The following is a 17,278-nucleotide window of genomic DNA, read 5'->3' on the forward strand; positions in this document are numbered from 1 at the left end:
GCGGCAATTACTGGCTTTTCTGCCACCAGGAAACAATATAATCCGCCACCTGTTCGGGGTTATTGATATCCAATTGTGGCACGTCGGTATCAATAATTTCGTCGCTGGCAACCGCCACGACATACTCGTCAATTAAGCCGTTTAGCGGCTTACCTACATCGGATCGAAATAGCGCGATTTTATCGATGGGCTCACTTTTGAATCCTTCCACTAAGATCAGATCTAGCGAAGCAGGATCAAAGCGGCTAGCCAGATAGCTCAGATTCATTTCATTGCATTCAGGGGTTTCGGTCATTAATGCCCAGCGCTGATTGCTGGCTACTAACGTTTGGGCTGCACCTGCTTTGCGTAATTCATAACTGTCTTTGCCCGGCGTATCAATTTCCATATCGTGATGCGTGTGTTTGATTAAGCCCACACGAACATGACGTAGTCTCAGTAAAGGGATAACTTTCTTGAGCAAAGTAGTTTTCCCGGTGCCACTGTAGGCGGTGATCCCGAGTAGAGGTAACGTGTTCTGGTTCATGATTTTTTTTGTTGTAACTCCCAGTTACGGCTATCTTCCGGCGTATTTAAATTAGCAAATGTGCCGGTTTCAGAGGTAAACATGACGCCTTTTGCATCGATTTCACGCATAAATAGCATCAGTTTGCGATCTCCTCTTGCGAGGTAATCATTCAACGGTTTCTGGAGAGACCGATGGAGTAGGGTAAATGTCGGGTGCTCTCGTTCGTTATCGCAGGCGTAGCAGGCAAGGTGCTCGCCTTTTTCGCGAAACATTTTTTCGGCTAAATCAGTTGGGAATTCGGGAACATCGCAAGGGACAAATAGCAGCCAATCGGTGGTGACCTGATGGAGTGCAGCTTGCATCCCTGCTAAGGGACCCGAAAAATCTGCGGTTAAATCCGTGAAAACGGGCAGCTGGCTTTGTGCATATTCTGCGTGGTGGCGATTAGCGTTGATCATCAATTGACCGACTTGCGGCTGCAAACGCTCAATAATATGGCGGTATAGCGGCTTACCCAATAAAGGAATTAAACCCTTATCTTGGCCACCCATGCGGGTGCCTTTGCCCCCGGCGAGGATCACGCCTGTAATCGACTGACGAAATGACATGTTCAATATCTCTGAAAATCTTAGCGAAAATGTTTTAACGAACTTAAGTAGTTTTTTGAGTATAGTAACAGCTAAAATCTATTCTATTTTCCTATAAAATCAATGAATATTAATACAAGAAACGGTTAAACTTTACTTAGATTGACAACTGTTCCCTTTTTCTCTTGTAGGATTATTGGTAACTTGTATCGAATATTCGTGATAAGGAATAAACATGAAATGCCATCGTTTAAATGAAGTCATCGAACTTCTGCATCCAGTATGGAAGGACAATTCAGATTTAAATTTAGTGCAATTACTGCAAAAACTGGCAGATGAAGCGGGTTTTAAAGGCAGTTTATCTGAACTGACAGACGACGTATTAATTTATCATCTAAAAATGCGTGGCACTGACAGCAATGCGGTGATCCCCGGTATTCAAAAAGATTACGAAGATGATTTTAAAACGGCCATTCTACGTGCTCGTGGCATCATAAAAGATTAAATGAACATGGATTTAACAGAACAATCGAGCTTCCATTTTAGTGGGATCTCCCCTGATTTGATCCTTGATGCGCTGATGGAAGCGGGGATTTACCCAGAATCAGGGCTGACAGAGCTTAACAGCTACGAAAATCGCGTTTACCAATTTCAGGATGAAAATCGCCAACGCTATGTGGTGAAATTTTATCGTCCTGAGCGCTGGAACCGTTCTCAAATTCAAGAAGAGCATGATTTTACCCTTGAGCTACAAGATGAAGGCTTATCGGTGGCTGCGCCTTTAGAATTTGCCGGACAAACGGTATTAGAGTTTGGTGGGTTTATGTTTGCACTCTTTCCGAGTATCGGAGGGCGCCAATATGAAACGGATAATTTATTCCAGCTTGAGGGTGTCGGTCATTTATTAGGACGAGTGCATCAAATCGGTAAACAGCGAAACTTTGCATTTCGTCCGACTCTTGGTGTGGATGAGTATCTTGACCAACCGAGAAATATTATCGCCGCCAGTTCATTAATTACTGAACGTGATAAAGCACCATTGATAGATTCATTGGATAAGTTGATTGCCCAAGTTAAAGCCCTGTGGCCTGCTCAACAATCTTTTATTCGCCTGCAAGGGGATTGTCATCCTGGCAATATTTTGTGGCGTGATGAAGCGTGGCTGGTGGATTTTGACGATGCACGCAATGGTCCTGCGGTGCAAGATTTATGGATGTTGCTTAATGGTTCACGCCAAGAGCAGATTATCCAACTGGATACGTTATTAGAAGCGTATAACGAGTTTTGTGATTTTGATGTACGTGAGTTAAAGCTGATTGAACCGCTACGTGCGATGCGAATGGTGCATTATTTAGGATGGATCCTTCGTCGCTGGCAAGATCCCGCTTTCCCGAAAGCATTTTCTTGGATCCAATCTGCTGATTTTTGGCAAAAGCAATCTATCGAGTTTGCACAGCAAACTGAGCGGTTGTTAGATGCTCCTTTGCAATTGAACCCGCAATTTTAATATTTAAGACTATGTTTTTGGAGAAAGTTTTCTATGAAAAAAATCATGTTGGCTTTGATTGGTATTGCCATGTCTTTTGGTGCTGCGGCAGCAAATTATTCAGAAGGTAAAGAGTACACGGATGTTAAGCCTCCGGTACAAGACTTACCGCAAGTTCTGGAGTTTTTCTCATTCTACTGCCCACACTGCTATCAGTTTGAAAGCATCTACAAAGTGCCACAAACGGTAGAGAAAAACCTGCCAGAAGGTGTCACTAAAGCGCGTTATCACGTTGATTTCTTAGGCCCTCTAGGTGCTCAAATGACTCAAGCGTGGGCTGTGGCGATGGTGCTGAAAGTTGAAGATAAAGTGACGCCAATTCTGTTTGAAGGCATTCAGAAAACCCAAACGATCAATACCCCTGCGGATATCCGTAATGCGTTTATTAAAGCGGGCGTAACGGGTGAAGAATACGATGCAGCGCTGAATAGCTTCGTCGTAAAATCGTTAGTTGCTAAGCAACAAAATGCCGCACAAGATTTAAAACTGCGTGGCGTGCCAGCGTTATTCGTCGATGGTAAATATCAAATCCGTAATAACGGAATTTCTGTCGATAACGCAGAGGATTATGCTAAAGAATACTCAAAAGTTGTGAACTTCTTAGTCAGCAAAAAATAATCAATGAAGATAGCGGCAACTTGCCGCTATCTTTTTATTTACTGATTGTCCGTTATCAATATCCACAATTCGACCATCCCCCCTGATTTGCGATAAATCAAAGCCTCATTAGCTAACTTATTGATTTTATTTTATTGTTTTCTTCTTGCAATTCTCTTACTCATTGAATCCTTTAGATAACTAAATTTTACTCACAAAGTTATCCACAGGAAGTTATCGCATAAGAAATGGGATAACTCAGCGGGAAATTGAATCTCAAGGTGTATCTGAAGCCACAATGTGGCATCCTATCCCCCATTCATTCCCGATAAAAAAGATGATGACAGATTATGGCTCAGATTGCTGAAAATCCCCTTATTTTGGTAGATGGCTCTTCCTACCTGTACCGTGCTTATCATGCATTCCCTCCATTGACCAACAGCGCTGGTGAACCTACCGGAGCGATGTATGGCGTGTTGAATATGCTGCGTAGCCTAATCATGCAATATACCCCGAGTCATGTGGCGGTTGTCTTTGATGCTAAGGGAAAAACGTTCCGTGATGAACTGTTTGAAAGCTACAAATCCCATCGCCCGCCAATGCCGGATGATTTACGTGCTCAAATTGCACCATTGCATGAAATGGTGGAAGCCATGGGGCTGCCGCTGCTAGTGGTGCCTGGTGTGGAGGCTGATGACGTCATCGGTACGTTGGCGCGTGAAGCCAGCAGTAAAGGGATGCCAGTGCTGATCAGTACGGGCGATAAAGATATGGCGCAGTTGGTTGAACCGAATATCACTCTGATCAACACAATGACCAACACCATCTTAGGTCCTGAAGAAGTGGAAGCGAAGTATGGGGTTCCACCAAGCCTAATTATCGACTTTTTAGCCTTAATGGGGGACTCATCCGATAATATTCCGGGTGTACCGGGTGTCGGTGAAAAAACCGCATTAGCATTATTGCAAGGTATTGGTAGCTTAGACGACATCTATAAAAACTTAGATGCGATTGCTCCACTCGGTTTCCGTGGCTCTAAAACCCTCGCACCAAAAATGGAAGAAAACCGCGAACTCGCACTGTTATCTTACCAACTGGCGACGATTAAAACGGATGTTGAGCTAGAAAAACCGTGTGAAGAACTCAAAGTGACGGAACTGGATGCGGATAAACTTCATTCACTGTTTAGCCGTTATGAATTTAAACGCTGGTTGGCCGATGTTGAAAATGGTAGCTGGATGGACGGCAAAGGGGGGAAACCAACTAAAGCCGCAGAAAGTTACCGTGCACCAGCAAGCCAGCCTGCGGCAAAATCTAAGCCTGCCGTCCCAACACTATGTGCTGAAAATTACCAAACAATTCTCGATAAAGAACAGTTAGATAGTTGGGTGAAAAAACTCAGCGAAGCGACGCTGTTTGCCTTTGATACAGAAACTGACAGCCTTGATACCCAAGAAGCTCGTTTAGTGGGTATGTCTTTTGCTATCGAAGCTGGTCATGCCGCCTATTTACCTGTCGGGCATGACTATCTTGATGCGCCAGATCAGTTGCCTTTAAAAGACGTTTTGGCAGCGATGAAGCCTATCTTAGAAAATGAGAAAATCGGCAAAATCGGTCAAAATCTAAAATACGATGCGGAAGTGTTATTAAATTACGATATTTCGCTAAAAGGCATCGCGTTTGACACTATGTTGGAATCTTATGTATTGAACAGTGTGGCAGGCATGGGACGTCATGATATGGACAGCCTTGCAGATCGCCATCTCAACCATAAGACCGTGAGTTTTGAAGAGATAGCGGGTAAAGGCAAAAAGCAGTTAACCTTTAACCAAATTCCATTGGAACAAGCGGCAAACTATGCGGCGGAAGATGCGGATGTGACATTGTTACTGCATCAAGCGCTGTATCCACAACTGGAAGCAGAGCCAAAATTAGCCCACGTTTTCCAAAATATCGAAATGCCGTTGGTGCCTGTGTTAGTGCGTATGGAACGTAAAGGTGTGCTGATTGACGCGGCGGCATTAGGGGCGCAGTCTCAGGTGATCACCGCGCGTTTAGCGGAGTTGGAAAAACAGGCGTTTGAGTTAGCGGGTGAAGAGTTCAATCTGGCATCTCCGAAACAGTTGCAGACGATTTTATTCGAAAAGCTGCAATTGCCAGTTATCAAGAAAACACCAAGTGGCGCTGCTTCAACCAACGAAGAAGTTTTGGAAGAGCTGGCATTAAACCATGCACTACCAAAATTACTGTTAGAGCATCGTAGCTTAGCGAAGCTAAAATCCACCTATACGGATAAGCTGCCGCTGATGATTAATCCAAAAACTCATCGCGTGCATACCTCTTATCACCAAGCAGTAACAGCGACGGGACGTTTATCTTCCCGTGACCCGAACTTGCAAAATATTCCAGTGCGTACCGAAGAAGGTCGACGTATCCGCCAAGCGTTTGTGGCGCGTGATGGCTACAAAGTGATGGCAGCGGACTATTCACAAATTGAATTGCGTATTATGGCGCACCTTTCCCAAGATAAAGGCTTATTGAAGGCGTTTGCGGAAGGGAAAGATATCCATAGAGCCACCGCAGCCGAGGTATTTGGTGTTCCGTTAGAGGAAGTCACCAGCGACCAACGCCGTAGTGCAAAAGCGATTAACTTCGGTTTGATTTATGGCATGAGTGCATTTGGTTTGGCTCGCCAGTTAGGCATCCCACGTGGAGAAGCGCAGCGTTATATGGATCTCTACTTTGAGCGTTATCCAGGTGTGCTGCGTTATATGGAAAATACCCGCCTGCAAGCGTCTGAACAAGGTTATGTTGAGACATTAGAAGGGCGTAGATTGTATCTTGCCGATATTAAATCTAGCAATGGCATGCGCCGTAAAGCAGCAGAACGCGAAGCGATCAATGCTCCAATGCAAGGTACAGCAGCTGATATCATCAAAAAAGCGATGATAGCAGTAGATAATTGGCTCGAAACCGAAAAACCAGATGCAGATATGCTCATGCAGGTGCACGATGAACTGGTGTTTGAAGTCAAAGAGTCCGAGTTAGAGAAGGTACAAGCGAAGGTTCAGGCGCTGATGGAGCAGAGTATGGTGCTGGATGTTCCCCTCAAAGTGGAAGTAGGTGTCGGCTCGAACTGGGACGAAGCTCATTAATCAGCAATACTCGTCATATTTCGGGCTGTAGGGGTGTTGGCTGCACTCGGCCACCCTAGTCACATACTTGTGTATGCTCCTAGGGATATCCTCATTTGCCGCCTACCTACAGCCGCGAACTATTTAGAGTATTGGTTGGTAAAACGATCTTAGAAGTAAAAACTAAAAACTAAAAGCAAAAGCAAAAGCAAAAGCAAAAGCAAAAGCAAAAGCAAAAGCAAAAGCTAAGAGTTAAGTAGAAGATAATGTAAGGCACCCCAAAGGTTGGAGACAATTTTTGGGGTGTTTTTTTATGCTTAGAATATTTTTTATAGTGGTATTTACGCAGAAATTTGGAGGCGTTTTATTCCCTTTAAATTGCACATAATTCATGGGTAAAACACTGAATTTTAAATATATCGTTGGGATAGCTAAGGTTGTTATTATGCGACTTAGATCTCATAAATATGTAGTAAAAATACGTTTTTAGCGAATTATTAGGCAATTTGCAGGGCTGAATCGTAGTAAGCTTTGAAAAAAAACTACAAAAAGCCTTTTTTTCGAGCGGAAAATAAAGTACATTATCAGGCGTAGGGTACAGAGGTAAGATGTTCTATCTTTCAGACCTTTTACTTCACGTAATCGGATTTAGCTGAATATTAGCTGCTCCAGTCAAGTTTTTGACTGGAGCATTTTTTTTGCATAAATTTTGATGCGCTAACGGCATAGACCGTTGTACGCCGAATGGGCGTACAAGGAATGAAAAGATTATTCTGCGGCGTTACTGTACCAACTGTCGAGTTTGATACGTAATTTATCGATACCCATTTTTTTCAGTGCAGAAAAATATTCCACTTCAATATCGCCTTCCACTGATAACGGCGCTAATGCTTGGCGAACTTCCATTAACTGTTTCTTTCTTGCGCCTGAAGCGAGCTTATCCGCTTTGGTGAGTAGAACAAGAACAGGAATGCTCATGGCGACTGACCATTCGATCATCTGCATATCGAGGTCTTTTAATGGATGACGGATATCCATCAAAATCACTAACCCTTTGATACATTCTCTTTTCTGTAAATATTCACCGAGAGCTTGCTGCCATTTGCGCTTCATCTCTTCAGGTACTTCGGCATAACCGTAGCCCGGAAGGTCAACTAGGCGAATGCCCTCTTCAACTTCAAACAGGTTGATAAGCTGAGTTCTTCCCGGTGTTTTACTGGTTCGCGCTAAGCTTTTTTGCTGTGTTAATGCATTTAATGCACTGGATTTGCCCGCGTTAGATCGGCCAGCAAACGCCACCTCAATGCCCGTATCTTTTGGTAGATGACGGATATCGGGGGCACTGATGACAAATTTTGTCATGTGGTAGTTGTGGTTTTTAATTGCCATTGGTGGTTCTCCCTGAGTAGCCTCAAAAGGCTGGGGGATTATAGCGACTGAATAGCATACAAACAACAAAAGGGGGATATTTGGTGCGATATCTATTTGAGAATGACATTAAGCGAAGGTTTTTTCATTAAATGGCTCTACAATTAATTTAATTCAGCAAAATTTAACTATTTGGCGTAAATATAGGTAAATCTTTAGCAATTACTCCCGCTTCGCTCTAGAATTGGGCATTAATATGTTTTTGGGTATTAACAAAAGGGATCTTGAATGTTGAAACGAATTTTTGTGCCATTATTGGCAATCTGTGCAATGAGCACAACTTCTCTTGCATTAGCCGCGGGTGAAACTTACGTTAAATTAGTCACCTCCGCAGGTAATATTGAATTAGAACTCAATAGTAAAAAAGCCCCTGTTAGTACTGAAAACTTCCTGCAATATGTTAATGAAGGCTATTACAACGGTACAACCTTCCACCGTGTTATTCCTGGATTTATGATCCAAGGCGGCGGTTTTAATAAAGAATTGCAGCAAAAACAAGCCCGTGCACCAATCGCTAACGAAGCTGATAATGGATTACGTAATTTACGTGGCACTATTTCAATGGCTCGTAGCGCAAATAAAGACAGTGCAACCAGCCAATTCTTTATTAATGTTGCTGATAATGCGTTTTTAGATCATGGGCAACGTGATTTCGGCTATGCGGTATTTGGTAAAGTCGTTAAAGGAATGGATGTTGCAGACAAAATTTCTAAAGTGAAAACAGAGAACGTAGGCCCATATCAAAATGTTCCTGTTGAACCTATTACGATTATTTCCGCGGAAGTGATTAAAAAGCCTTAATATCATTTCTAATAAAGAGGGTGGTTTATTGCAATCATCCTCTTATCTACAAAGCCTTTCTTTGCATTTTTTCTTACACTCTTTCCATTATAAGTCATCCCAACTCACTTCTATTTCATCATCATCCATGCGTGCGATTGCTTTTTCTAATAGGAGTTGATCGCCAAGTTTTTCTACCATTAGCTCGAATAAATCGGTAGGTACGCAGTAGAAGATCGCTTTGTTGTGGCTCAAAATGGCAACAGGCTCTCCATTTGATTCATTCATTGCGGCGGAGGGATTTTTTTAAATTCGCTAATTGATGATGTTTTTTTAGCAAGAAGCGTTTTGGTATACATAGCAACCTCTAAAATTAGCACTAAATATGGAGCTTATTTTAGAGTGAAAAAAATATTGTACATGAAATACACAACATGAAGGGCAATCTAATTTAGTCTGGCTGCTGCTATTTTATTCCATTGTATTTAAAGCAATTATTATCAAATTTTGAATGTTGTTATATTCTTGTGAATATAATCCCATGATTTTTATATGGAAATTTTGTACTGAAAGTGGGTTACTTGACGTAAATAGGCTATTTTCCTGTCTTGGCTGTGCTATGATAGCCGCCCTTTGTGATAATTTATGGTTTTTGGGACGCGTTCTAATTGCTAACCGCCACGAATTATGCATAAACAAAAAAACTTATAATGATAAAAATCAGTCGGATAGGCTACTATGCTTTTACTTATTGATAATTACGATTCATTTACATACAACTTATACCAATATTTCTGCGAACTAGGGGCGGAAGTGCTGGTGAAACGTAATGACGAAATTACCATTGAAGAAATTGAACAATTGGCTCCAACCCATTTGGTCATTTCACCGGGTCCTTGCACGCCTGATGAGGCAGGGATTTCTCTGGAAGCGATAAAACATTTTGCCGGAAAAGTGCCCATTTTGGGGATCTGCTTAGGTCATCAAGCCATTGGGCAGGCGTTTGGTGCCTCTGTCGTGAAAGCGAGAGAAGTGATGCACGGCAAAACGTCATCTATCCACCATAATCATCAAGGGGTATTTAAAGGACTTAATCGGCCTTTAACGGTGACTCGCTATCACTCTTTAGTGATTGCGGCAGAAACACTACCAGCCTCTTTTGATGTCTCCGCATGGTCACTGAATAATGGAGATATCGATGAAATTATGGGGATCCGCCATAAAACCCTGCCAATTGAAGGGGTTCAATTCCATCCTGAAAGTATTCTCAGCGAACAAGGTCATGAGTTGTTGAGTAATTTTCTCAAATATTAGTAGTTGATTTTCGCGAATAGCAAAATTAATTATGCATATTTTACCCTTGCCTATTGCTCTTTATTGATTTTTTATTCATATTTGATGCTTATATTTTCACTTAGGCATTCGATAAAGAGCAGGTGAGGGGTATGTCAGAACAACACGCAGTCAATCGGCAAACTTTTGATCAGGTTATGTTACCTATTTTTTCGCCAGCTGAATTTATTCCAGTTAAAGGCGAAGGTAGTCGCGTTTGGGATCAGCAAGGTAAAGAATATATTGATTTTGCAGGCGGGATCGCGGTTTTAGCGCTGGGTCATTGCCATCCAAGTTTAGTCGCTGCTGTTCGTGAACAAAGCGAAAAACTGTGGCATGTGAGCAATGTTTTTACCAATGAGCAGGCGTTAAAGCTGGCTCAAAAATTAACCAAAGCAACATTTGCAGACCGTGCATTTTTTGTGAACTCTGGCTCTGAAGCGAATGAAGCCGCATTCAAGTTAGCGCGTCGTTATGCCATCACCAAATATAGCCCATATAAAACGAAGATCATTGCATTCAAGCAAGCGTTTCACGGCAGAACATTATTTACTGTCTCAGTCGGTGGACAAGCGAAATATGCAGATGGTTTTGGTCCAAAGCCTGCGGATATTATTCATGTGCCTTTTAATGACCTTGATGCCGTTAAAGCCGTGATCGATGAAAATACCTGTGCAGTGGTTTTGGAGCCAGTTCAAGGGGAAGGCGGGGTAACCCCAGCAACATCAGAATTTCTGCAAGGAGTTCGTAAGCTTTGCGATGAAAATAATACATTACTTATTTTTGACGAAGTGCAAAGTGGAATGGGGCGTACGGGGAAATTATTCTCTTATATGCACTATGATGTCGTTCCCGATATTTTAACCACAGCAAAAGCCCTCGGCGGCGGCTTCCCGATTAGTGCGATGATTACAACCGCTGAAATTGCTAAGACTATGGAAGTGGGCTCACACGGAACCACTTATGGTGGTAATCCGCTGGCGTGTGCGGTGGGTAATGCCGCTTTTGATATTATCAATACCGATGAAGTACTTGATGGGGTTGCTAAGCGCCGTGAGTTATTTGTCGCCCATTTAAACAAGCTTAATGACCAATATGGCATTTTTGCTGAAATTCGTGGAATGGGCTTATTAATTGGTGCAGAACTAAATGGCAAATTACTGAATCGCTCAAAAGATATTCTACAAGCTTGCGCGGCTGAAGGGCTGATGATGCTGAATGCGGGTACAAATGTATTGCGCTTTACACCATCACTGATTATTTCTGAAGATGAAATTAATAGCGGTATGGCGAAGTTAGAAACGGCAATTAGTAAACTGTTGGGTTAATTGTATTTTTATAGTGACAGAGACGAATTTGCCTCTGTCACTGAGCATTTTATCAAGCTGTTACTCGCTATTTAAGCTTAGCTAGTTCCGTTTTAAGCATCGCAGAGTGAGCTTTTTCATTGACTATTTCTTCGCCTAGAACATTTATATCATGTAAGGTTTTTTGGATTTCTTCAAAATTTGCATCTAATTCTTTAGTATTTAGTTTCCCATCGTTTAATATTTTTTTTTGTGGATTTTCATTTAAATTAAACGTTTTGCTAATATGCTTGTCTCGTAATATAGTTGCTCTATTGATATGTATTATTTTATTAGATTGATATGTTTTTTTCTTTGAATTCACGACAGAATGTGTTTTTTTCTGAGGTGCCTCTGTATTTTCTACTTTTTTGCTTTTTAACTCATTATTTTTTTGAGTGGTAATATGATCGTTTTCTATATGCATCTTTGTTATTTCTTCTGAACTATATTCTGATTCCTCCGTTATTTCTGAAAAATAGCTGGATGAATTGGAGCTTAAGCTACCATTACTCTTATAAATGTTGTTTTCAACGGTGATATTTATGCTTGAATTTTGATTTCCTTTAAAATTGTCACGTTCATTTTTTAATTCATTAACAACTCTGTTCATCGTTTTAATAGTGGCGTCGAATTTTTTATCTCTTTGATCACTCGGTGATAGAATACATTGGTCAATTAAGGCTTTGGCAGATTTTGTATAATTAAATTCACTTTCTAAGTTGCCGATATTTTCGGGATTAGGTTTTCTTATTTTTAGTATGTCCTTTTCTAGGGTGCGAATTACACTCTGTAGATCTTTAATTTTATTAAAATTATCTTTTTCCTTGCCTGTAAATGATATTGGTGGGTTTTTTACGTCGTTTAGCATTACTACATTTTCTTTGTGAGTTTTTTGTATTTCAACCGTTCCTTCTTTATTATAAAACTTAACGTTGTATAAATCTTTTTCTCTGGGAATTATTTTGTTCACAATGACTAAAGCTTGAATTTTCCCTGTTGATTTTACTTTCTCAATAGATTCATAGAAAAAATGCTTTAACTTATTGATGCCAAAATCTTTAATTAAAAAATGGCTATTTTTTATATTCACTGTTTGTTTGCTTGAATTGCTGATTTCCATTGGTGTGTTATCCCATTTAATGTCTTTTGGTGAAGTATTGTTTTTGTCTAAATTAATAATAGAGAGTGGTGCTGAGTGATTTCTATTATCTTTATAAGGTGGGAGCGTATATATATCTGTTAGAATAGCTTTTTCCTGATTAACTGGGAATTTAATAAACTGACTAGGAAGTAAATATTCAGTATTCATACCACTTTTAATTACATTGGAGATTTCCTTTGCTTTTGCTAATAAGTCAGGAGATATAAAAGGTGTTTTTGTACGAGGCTCTATTAGAGAAGATTTATTTTTCGTAACAAGGTTTTCTTCTGAACTACTTTTCTTATTGATTGTGTTAAGTGGTGTTGATTTTGTAGAATTCTGGGAAATATGTGGCATAACTAATAATCTCCAAATAATGATTAACTCTCACTATCTTAGTTCGATAATTAGCTAGAAGAATATAAAGAAACGACACTCGTTACTGAGACGATATAAACTGAGCTATAAGTAAAAAAATAGCTTTGTACGTGAAGTATAAAGCTATTTCAATACGAAGCCTCACCAAGAAAGGTGAGGCTGACAGGTAAATTAGCGAGTGCCGTAAACAACAATCGTTTTGCCGTGTGCGGAGATTAAGTTTTGATCTTCCAGCATCTTTAAAATACGACCGACAGTTTCGCGAGAACAACCTACGATTTGACCGATTTCCTGACGAGTAATTTTGATTTGCATACCGTCTGGGTGAGTCATCGCATCAGGCTGTTTAGCTAAATTCAACAATGTTTGAGCAATACGACCAGTAACATCTAAGAATGCAAGGTTACCCACTTTTTCGGATGTGGTTTGCAAACGACTTGCCATTTGCGCAGAAAGGCGCATCAGGATATCTGGATTGACTTGAATCAGCTGACGGAATTTCTTGTAAGAAATTTCCGCGACTTCGCAAGCAACTTTCGCGCGAACCCACGCAGTACGTTCTTGCCCTTCTTCAAATAACCCAAGTTCGCCAATGAAATCTCCCTGATTGAGGTAAGAGAGAATCATTTCCTTGCCTTCTTCATCTTTGATTAAAACAGCCACTGAACCTTTAACAATGTAGTAAAGGGTTTCTGCTTTTTCACCCTGATGGATCAGAGTGCTCTTGGATGGATACTTATGAATATGGCAGTGTGACAAAAACCATTCAAGAGTAGGGTCTGTTTGTGGCTTGCCGAGAACCATTAGCGTTATCCTCTGTATGTTATTGCAACCTTTCGAAAAGTAGGGAAAGGCTGACTTTAAAGTGTCTAGCTTAGCATATTAAGTCACATTGATGCCTATTATTAATGCTGCTCTAGGCTAACGTAAATTAATATCAATTGTATAATATAATCAATTAAATCGTTGAGTTTTGATCTTAATCCTATCAACTGACCATTGTTTGTATCATATCCAATGCCGAAAGTCTTCCCTGTATCGCTTCAGCCTAATAATGCTGATATAACATTGTCTAGATATATGGAACAATATGGCGATAAATATCACTATTTTCGAGAGGAATAAAAATGGAAGCACGCGTAAAGTGGGTTGAAGGGCTCTCTTTTCTAGGTGAGTCGGCATCAGGTCATCAAATCATGATGGATGGTAATGCGGGCGATAAAGCACCGAGTCCGATGGAAATGGTTTTAATGGCGGCAGGCGGATGCAGTGCGATTGATGTGGTTTCTATTCTGCAAAAGGGTCGTCAGGATATTGTTGATTGTGAAGTGAAATTAACTTCACAGCGTCGTGAAGAAGCCCCTCGTTATTTTACGGATATCAACCTGCACTTCATTGTGACGGGACGTGAATTAACGGATAAAGTGGTAGAGCGTGCGGTTCAACTTTCTGCGGAAAAATATTGTTCCGTTGCTATCATGCTAGAAAAAACGGTTAACGTGACTCATAGTTTCGAAATTAAAGCGCCGTAATTGTTTTCTTGATATTAAGATGCTTATCGATAATTAAGATAAGCATCTTGTTATTTATCTCTTTAATGAGAGTGTCAAACTACCCATTTCGCTGTTTCATTAGCTTTTCCACTAATGGCATCATAATAAGCTCCATTGCGAGTCCTAATTTCCCATCGGGTACTACAATGGTATTCATCGCTGAAATAAATGAGCCATTTAACATGGATAATAAATAAGGAAAATCGATCTGCTCTAATCCTCTAAAGCGAATAACGATAAAACTTTCGTCTTGTGAAGGTATTGCTTTAGCAGAGAAAGGGTTAAAGGTGTCAACGGTAGGAACCCGTTGGAAGTTAATATGAGTACGAGAAAACTGTGGTGTAATATAGTTAATATAATCCCCCATCGAACGGACTACAGAATCCATTACGGCTTCACGAGAATGCCCTCGCTCGGTGGTATCGCGGATCAATTTCTGGATCCATTCAAGGTTAACAATCGGTACTACACCGACAAGTAAATCAACATGCTGAGCAACATCATGCTCCGGGGTGACTACGCCACCATGTAATCCTTCATAAAACAGCACATCGGTATTAGCGGGTAATGGCTCCCATGGCGTAAATGTGCCGGGTTGTAGACCATAAGGCACGGCTTCATCGTAAGTGTGTAAATATTTCCGAGATTGACCGCCACCCGTTTGGGCATAATCAATGAGGGTTTGTTCAAGTAGAGAAAAATCATTGGCTTCTGGGCCGAAATAACTGATATGGCGCCCTTGCTCGCGAGCTTTACGAATAGCCATATCCATTTCAGGACGGGTATAACGATGAAAACTATCCCCCTCAAGGGTGGCTGGGCGGATATTTAATTGATGGAAAATTTTACGAAAAGCTTGGCTCGTTGAGGTTGTTCCTGCGCCACTCGAACCCGTCACTGCAATAATCGGATGCTTCTTCGACATAGTGGACTCCCTGTTTTACGCCATGACCACTATTTTTGAGAAACAGCGCTACGGGCGAAACTGGTTATTAGGCATGAAATTTACCGATTCATGTAACTCAGACCAGACTAGCACAATTTCGCCGGAAACTAACTGCCGTTTCACATCATTGACTTTGTCTTGCAAGCTTTTTTCGTGAACGCCATAATCGGTTCCTTCGCGCAAAACGTAACTCTCGATAAGATTTTCAAGCGTTTCAGGTGCGAGATCTTTCCACGGAATAATCATGATTTTTGCTCATTCAAATACGCAGTTAGCCACAGAGGGATGCGAGTTTCTAACCACATTTGTGGTTTTCTAAAACTACCGCCGACAAACCCGACGTGCCCACCATGCTCCGTCATTTGGTATTCAATATTTTCGGGTAAATGTCTTAAATCAGGCACGACTTCGGGCGCCATAAACGGGTCGTCTTTCGCGTGAATAATCAGGGTTGGCTTAGTAATTTGAGATAACTTAGGTAGCGCACTGCATTTTTGATAATAATCCGCAGCATCATCAAAACCATGAATACGCGCGGTGATCACATCATCGAATTCACGAATGCGTTTTAACTGTTTAAGCTGCAACAAATTAAGAGGAAGTGAACCCGGATAACGCACCAGTTTGCGGGTGGCGTTACGTTTCAATCCATTTAATAGGTAACGTTGATAGAGCTGAGAAATTCCTTTCTCCATTTTCATGGAGCAGGCTTCAAGCATTAATGGCGCCGAGACAACGACGCCAGCATCTAATTCAGCATTCTCACCGTTTTCAGCTAAATAACAGGCGAGCATATTACCGCCAAGGGAATAGCCTACCGCGGCGGTGGGGGCATCACCCCATGTCTGTTTTAGCCAATGTAAAAAATAGCGTGCATCACTGGTTTCACCGGAATGGTAAATACGTTTTTGGCGATTAGGTTCACCACTGCATCCTCTAAAATGCATGATCACGCCGAGCCACCCTTGTTTCTGGGCGCTTTCTAACATCCCGTGGGCATAGGGGCTTTTAAAATTTCCTTCCAACCCATGAAAAATCACTAAACGAGGCTTTTCGCTCGCTTGTTCTGGGTTTTCACTCCAAGCAAGATCGATAAAATCACCGTCAGGCAATTCTAATCGCTGCCATGTTGGGATAATTTTCGGGGTACGGCGAAAGATCCTTGGCAATAAGGTTTGGAGATGTGGGTTCTTTGCCCAACTCATAGGGCGGAAATTTTCTGACATGGCCTTATTTTTTATTTAGTGGAACGCTTGTGAGTGACATAACATACTGTTATTTTTCTGTGATGCAAGTAAACAAATCTAGAAACAAATTTAGGTTGAGGAACATAGTATAAATGACTCTGGGGCTAATTTTTTCGCTTTTTACGTTTTTATTCATTGCAGCAGTCACACCCGGCCCTAACAACATGTTGTTGACCTCTTGTGCAGCTAACTACGGTTTTCGTCGCAGTATCGGATTATTATTAGGAATAATGCTGGGCATGCAGTCAATTTTATATTTGTCTGCCTTCGGTGTTGCCGCACTATTACTATTATATCCTGCAATTCATATTGTGCTGAAAATCATTGGTAGCGTTTATTTATTATGGCTAGCGTGGAAAACAGCCACTGCCAGTTACGAGCCACTCAAAACAGACAGCAAAGCCTCTAAAAGCGTTACTTGGTTTCAAGGCGGACTGTTGCAGTTCTTAAACCCGAAAGCATGGATGATGGGGCTAGGCGCAGTAGGGAGTTTTAGTCTTCCAGGCGAGTTATTTACTCAGTCTATTATCGTGATGAGCATCGCGTTTGTGATTGTGAATTTTGTCGCGGGCTTGATTTGGATGGGCTTTGGTTCCTTGATCGGAGTTTTCTTACGTAGCCGCCGCGCATGGTTTATTTTCAACCTAGTGATGGGGATACTGACCGCCGCGTGTGTACCGTTAATTTGGCTGGAGTAAGTTTTTTTATGAGAAAAAAGGCACCTTAGGTGCCTTTTTGCTTTTCAATCCACA

At 41.3% G+C, this 17,278-nt stretch carries 19 protein-coding genes; 10 read left to right on the top strand and 9 right to left on the bottom strand.

From position 1 onward, the window contains the following. Positions 1-7: 7 nt before the first annotated feature. On the bottom strand, positions 8-526 hold the full coding sequence (gene mobB, locus GKR61_RS09100) for a molybdopterin-guanine dinucleotide biosynthesis protein MobB (RefSeq protein WP_108478748.1): 519 nt from the start codon (positions 524-526) through the stop codon (positions 8-10). Next, positions 523-1,116, bottom strand: coding sequence for a molybdenum cofactor guanylyltransferase MobA (gene mobA, locus GKR61_RS09105; RefSeq protein WP_036948657.1), 594 nt, complete (start codon positions 1,114-1,116; stop codon positions 523-525). The genes mobB and mobA overlap by 4 nt, the downstream gene beginning before the upstream one ends. Positions 1,117-1,330: 214 nt before the next feature. On the opposite strand from mobA, the gene GKR61_RS09110 reads away from it, so the two are divergent. The 5 genes from GKR61_RS09110 to GKR61_RS18045 all read left to right on the top strand — a co-directional run bounded on the left by GKR61_RS09110 (position 1,331) and on the right by GKR61_RS18045 (position 7,028). After that, a complete protein-coding gene (locus GKR61_RS09110) occupies positions 1,331-1,600 on the top strand; it encodes a YihD family protein (protein ID WP_006659561.1) in 270 nt (89 codons plus the stop codon). Then, positions 1,601-2,602: a serine/threonine protein kinase gene (locus tag GKR61_RS09115; protein ID WP_410431445.1), complete on the top strand. Its 1,002-nt coding sequence runs from the start codon at positions 1,601-1,603 to the stop codon at positions 2,600-2,602. A gap of 33 nt (positions 2,603-2,635) precedes the next feature. Continuing rightward, complete coding sequence (gene dsbA / locus GKR61_RS09120) at positions 2,636-3,259, top strand: thiol:disulfide interchange protein DsbA (protein WP_036948659.1); 624 nt, start codon at positions 2,636-2,638, stop codon at positions 3,257-3,259. A gap of 329 nt (positions 3,260-3,588) precedes the next feature. Continuing rightward, positions 3,589-6,393 carry a DNA polymerase I gene (polA, locus tag GKR61_RS09125; RefSeq protein WP_154599888.1) on the top strand — a complete coding sequence of 935 codons (2,805 nt, stop codon included), beginning with the start codon at positions 3,589-3,591 and terminating at the stop codon, positions 6,391-6,393. 587 nt (positions 6,394-6,980) lie between these two features. After that, complete coding sequence (locus GKR61_RS18045; protein ID WP_438361642.1) at positions 6,981-7,028, top strand: hypothetical protein; 48 nt, start codon at positions 6,981-6,983, stop codon at positions 7,026-7,028. Positions 7,029-7,140: 112 nt separating this feature from the next. On the opposite strand, the gene yihA is transcribed toward GKR61_RS18045, so the two are convergent. Continuing rightward, positions 7,141-7,761, bottom strand: coding sequence for a ribosome biogenesis GTP-binding protein YihA/YsxC (gene yihA, locus GKR61_RS09130; protein WP_036948665.1), 621 nt, complete (start codon positions 7,759-7,761; stop codon positions 7,141-7,143). A 267-nt stretch (positions 7,762-8,028) separates the two neighbouring features. Between yihA and ppiA the strand changes: the two genes are divergently transcribed. Then, positions 8,029-8,601: a peptidylprolyl isomerase A gene (ppiA, locus tag GKR61_RS09135; RefSeq protein ID WP_036948667.1), complete on the top strand. Its 573-nt coding sequence runs from the start codon at positions 8,029-8,031 to the stop codon at positions 8,599-8,601. An 87-nt stretch (positions 8,602-8,688) separates the two neighbouring features. On the opposite strand, the gene GKR61_RS09140 is transcribed toward ppiA, so the two are convergent. Next, a complete protein-coding gene (locus GKR61_RS09140) occupies positions 8,689-8,868 on the bottom strand; it encodes a type II toxin-antitoxin system Phd/YefM family antitoxin (RefSeq protein WP_154599889.1) in 180 nt (59 codons plus the stop codon). Positions 8,869-9,318: 450 nt separating this feature from the next. Between GKR61_RS09140 and GKR61_RS09145 the strand changes: the two genes are divergently transcribed. Together GKR61_RS09145 and GKR61_RS09150 are read left to right on the top strand one after the other, a co-directional pair. Continuing rightward, positions 9,319-9,894: an aminodeoxychorismate synthase component II gene (locus tag GKR61_RS09145; RefSeq protein WP_036948669.1), complete on the top strand. Its 576-nt coding sequence runs from the start codon at positions 9,319-9,321 to the stop codon at positions 9,892-9,894. A gap of 131 nt (positions 9,895-10,025) precedes the next feature. Then, positions 10,026-11,240 carry an aspartate aminotransferase family protein gene (locus tag GKR61_RS09150; protein ID WP_154599890.1) on the top strand — a complete coding sequence of 405 codons (1,215 nt, stop codon included), beginning with the start codon at positions 10,026-10,028 and terminating at the stop codon, positions 11,238-11,240. 67 nt (positions 11,241-11,307) lie between these two features. On the opposite strand, the gene GKR61_RS09155 is transcribed toward GKR61_RS09150, so the two are convergent. Further along, positions 11,308-12,759 (bottom strand): hypothetical protein, encoded by a 1,452-nt coding sequence (locus GKR61_RS09155; RefSeq protein WP_154639740.1) that lies wholly within the window; start codon positions 12,757-12,759, stop codon positions 11,308-11,310. 192 nt (positions 12,760-12,951) lie between these two features. Further along, positions 12,952-13,584, bottom strand: a complete 633-nt coding sequence (gene crp / locus GKR61_RS09160; RefSeq protein ID WP_006813718.1) for a cAMP-activated global transcriptional regulator CRP — start codon at positions 13,582-13,584, stop codon at positions 12,952-12,954. 323 nt (positions 13,585-13,907) lie between these two features. Between crp and GKR61_RS09165 the strand changes: the two genes are divergently transcribed. Next, a complete protein-coding gene (locus GKR61_RS09165; protein WP_036948679.1) occupies positions 13,908-14,312 on the top strand; it encodes an OsmC family protein in 405 nt (134 codons plus the stop codon). A gap of 79 nt (positions 14,313-14,391) precedes the next feature. On the opposite strand, the gene GKR61_RS09170 is transcribed toward GKR61_RS09165, so the two are convergent. From GKR61_RS09170 to GKR61_RS09180, 3 genes are read right to left on the bottom strand one after another with little or no spacing between them, the layout of a single operon-like run. Next, positions 14,392-15,258: a phosphoribulokinase gene (locus tag GKR61_RS09170; RefSeq protein ID WP_154639741.1), complete on the bottom strand. Its 867-nt coding sequence runs from the start codon at positions 15,256-15,258 to the stop codon at positions 14,392-14,394. A 48-nt stretch (positions 15,259-15,306) separates the two neighbouring features. Then, positions 15,307-15,525: a YheU family protein gene (locus GKR61_RS09175; protein WP_108478754.1), complete on the bottom strand. Its 219-nt coding sequence runs from the start codon at positions 15,523-15,525 to the stop codon at positions 15,307-15,309. Then, complete coding sequence (locus GKR61_RS09180) at positions 15,522-16,505, bottom strand: hydrolase (protein ID WP_036948687.1); 984 nt, start codon at positions 16,503-16,505, stop codon at positions 15,522-15,524. Before GKR61_RS09180 ends, GKR61_RS09175 begins: the two co-directional genes overlap by 4 nt. A gap of 113 nt (positions 16,506-16,618) precedes the next feature. Between GKR61_RS09180 and GKR61_RS09185 the strand changes: the two genes are divergently transcribed. After that, on the top strand, positions 16,619-17,224 hold the full coding sequence (locus GKR61_RS09185) for a LysE family translocator (protein ID WP_108478756.1): 606 nt from the start codon (positions 16,619-16,621) through the stop codon (positions 17,222-17,224). Positions 17,225-17,278 lie beyond the last annotated feature (54 nt).

It is taken from the genome of Providencia sp. wls1916, assembly GCF_009706585.1.
GTDB classification, from domain to species: Bacteria; Pseudomonadota; Gammaproteobacteria; order Enterobacterales; family Enterobacteriaceae; genus Providencia; species Providencia lanzhouensis.

What these genes read in the sequence shown, in the direction of transcription:
- ppiA (WP_036948667.1), top strand. Translation starts at nt 8,029, where the DNA reads ATGTTGAAACGAATTTTTGTGCCATTATTGGCAATCTGTGCAATGAGC.
- GKR61_RS09155 (WP_154639740.1), bottom strand. Translation starts at nt 12,759, where the DNA reads ATGCCACATATTTCCCAGAATTCTACAAAATCAACACCACTTAACACA.
- GKR61_RS09165 (WP_036948679.1), top strand. Translation starts at nt 13,908, where the DNA reads ATGGAAGCACGCGTAAAGTGGGTTGAAGGGCTCTCTTTTCTAGGTGAG.
- mobB (WP_108478748.1), bottom strand. Translation starts at nt 526, where the DNA reads ATGAACCAGAACACGTTACCTCTACTCGGGATCACCGCCTACAGTGGC.
- GKR61_RS09110 (WP_006659561.1), top strand. Translation starts at nt 1,331, where the DNA reads ATGAAATGCCATCGTTTAAATGAAGTCATCGAACTTCTGCATCCAGTA.
- GKR61_RS09140 (WP_154599889.1), bottom strand. Translation starts at nt 8,868, where the DNA reads ATGAATGAATCAAATGGAGAGCCTGTTGCCATTTTGAGCCACAACAAA.
- GKR61_RS09175 (WP_108478754.1), bottom strand. Translation starts at nt 15,525, where the DNA reads ATGATTATTCCGTGGAAAGATCTCGCACCTGAAACGCTTGAAAATCTT.
- crp (WP_006813718.1), bottom strand. Translation starts at nt 13,584, where the DNA reads ATGGTTCTCGGCAAGCCACAAACAGACCCTACTCTTGAATGGTTTTTG.
- mobA (WP_036948657.1), bottom strand. Translation starts at nt 1,116, where the DNA reads ATGTCATTTCGTCAGTCGATTACAGGCGTGATCCTCGCCGGGGGCAAA.
- GKR61_RS09170 (WP_154639741.1), bottom strand. Translation starts at nt 15,258, where the DNA reads ATGTCGAAGAAGCATCCGATTATTGCAGTGACGGGTTCGAGTGGCGCA.
- GKR61_RS09145 (WP_036948669.1), top strand. Translation starts at nt 9,319, where the DNA reads ATGCTTTTACTTATTGATAATTACGATTCATTTACATACAACTTATAC.
- GKR61_RS09185 (WP_108478756.1), top strand. Translation starts at nt 16,619, where the DNA reads ATGACTCTGGGGCTAATTTTTTCGCTTTTTACGTTTTTATTCATTGCA.
- GKR61_RS09115 (WP_410431445.1), top strand. Translation starts at nt 1,601, where the DNA reads ATGAACATGGATTTAACAGAACAATCGAGCTTCCATTTTAGTGGGATC.
- dsbA (WP_036948659.1), top strand. Translation starts at nt 2,636, where the DNA reads ATGAAAAAAATCATGTTGGCTTTGATTGGTATTGCCATGTCTTTTGGT.
- GKR61_RS09150 (WP_154599890.1), top strand. Translation starts at nt 10,026, where the DNA reads ATGTCAGAACAACACGCAGTCAATCGGCAAACTTTTGATCAGGTTATG.
- polA (WP_154599888.1), top strand. Translation starts at nt 3,589, where the DNA reads ATGGCTCAGATTGCTGAAAATCCCCTTATTTTGGTAGATGGCTCTTCC.
- GKR61_RS09180 (WP_036948687.1), bottom strand. Translation starts at nt 16,505, where the DNA reads ATGTCAGAAAATTTCCGCCCTATGAGTTGGGCAAAGAACCCACATCTC.
- yihA (WP_036948665.1), bottom strand. Translation starts at nt 7,761, where the DNA reads ATGGCAATTAAAAACCACAACTACCACATGACAAAATTTGTCATCAGT.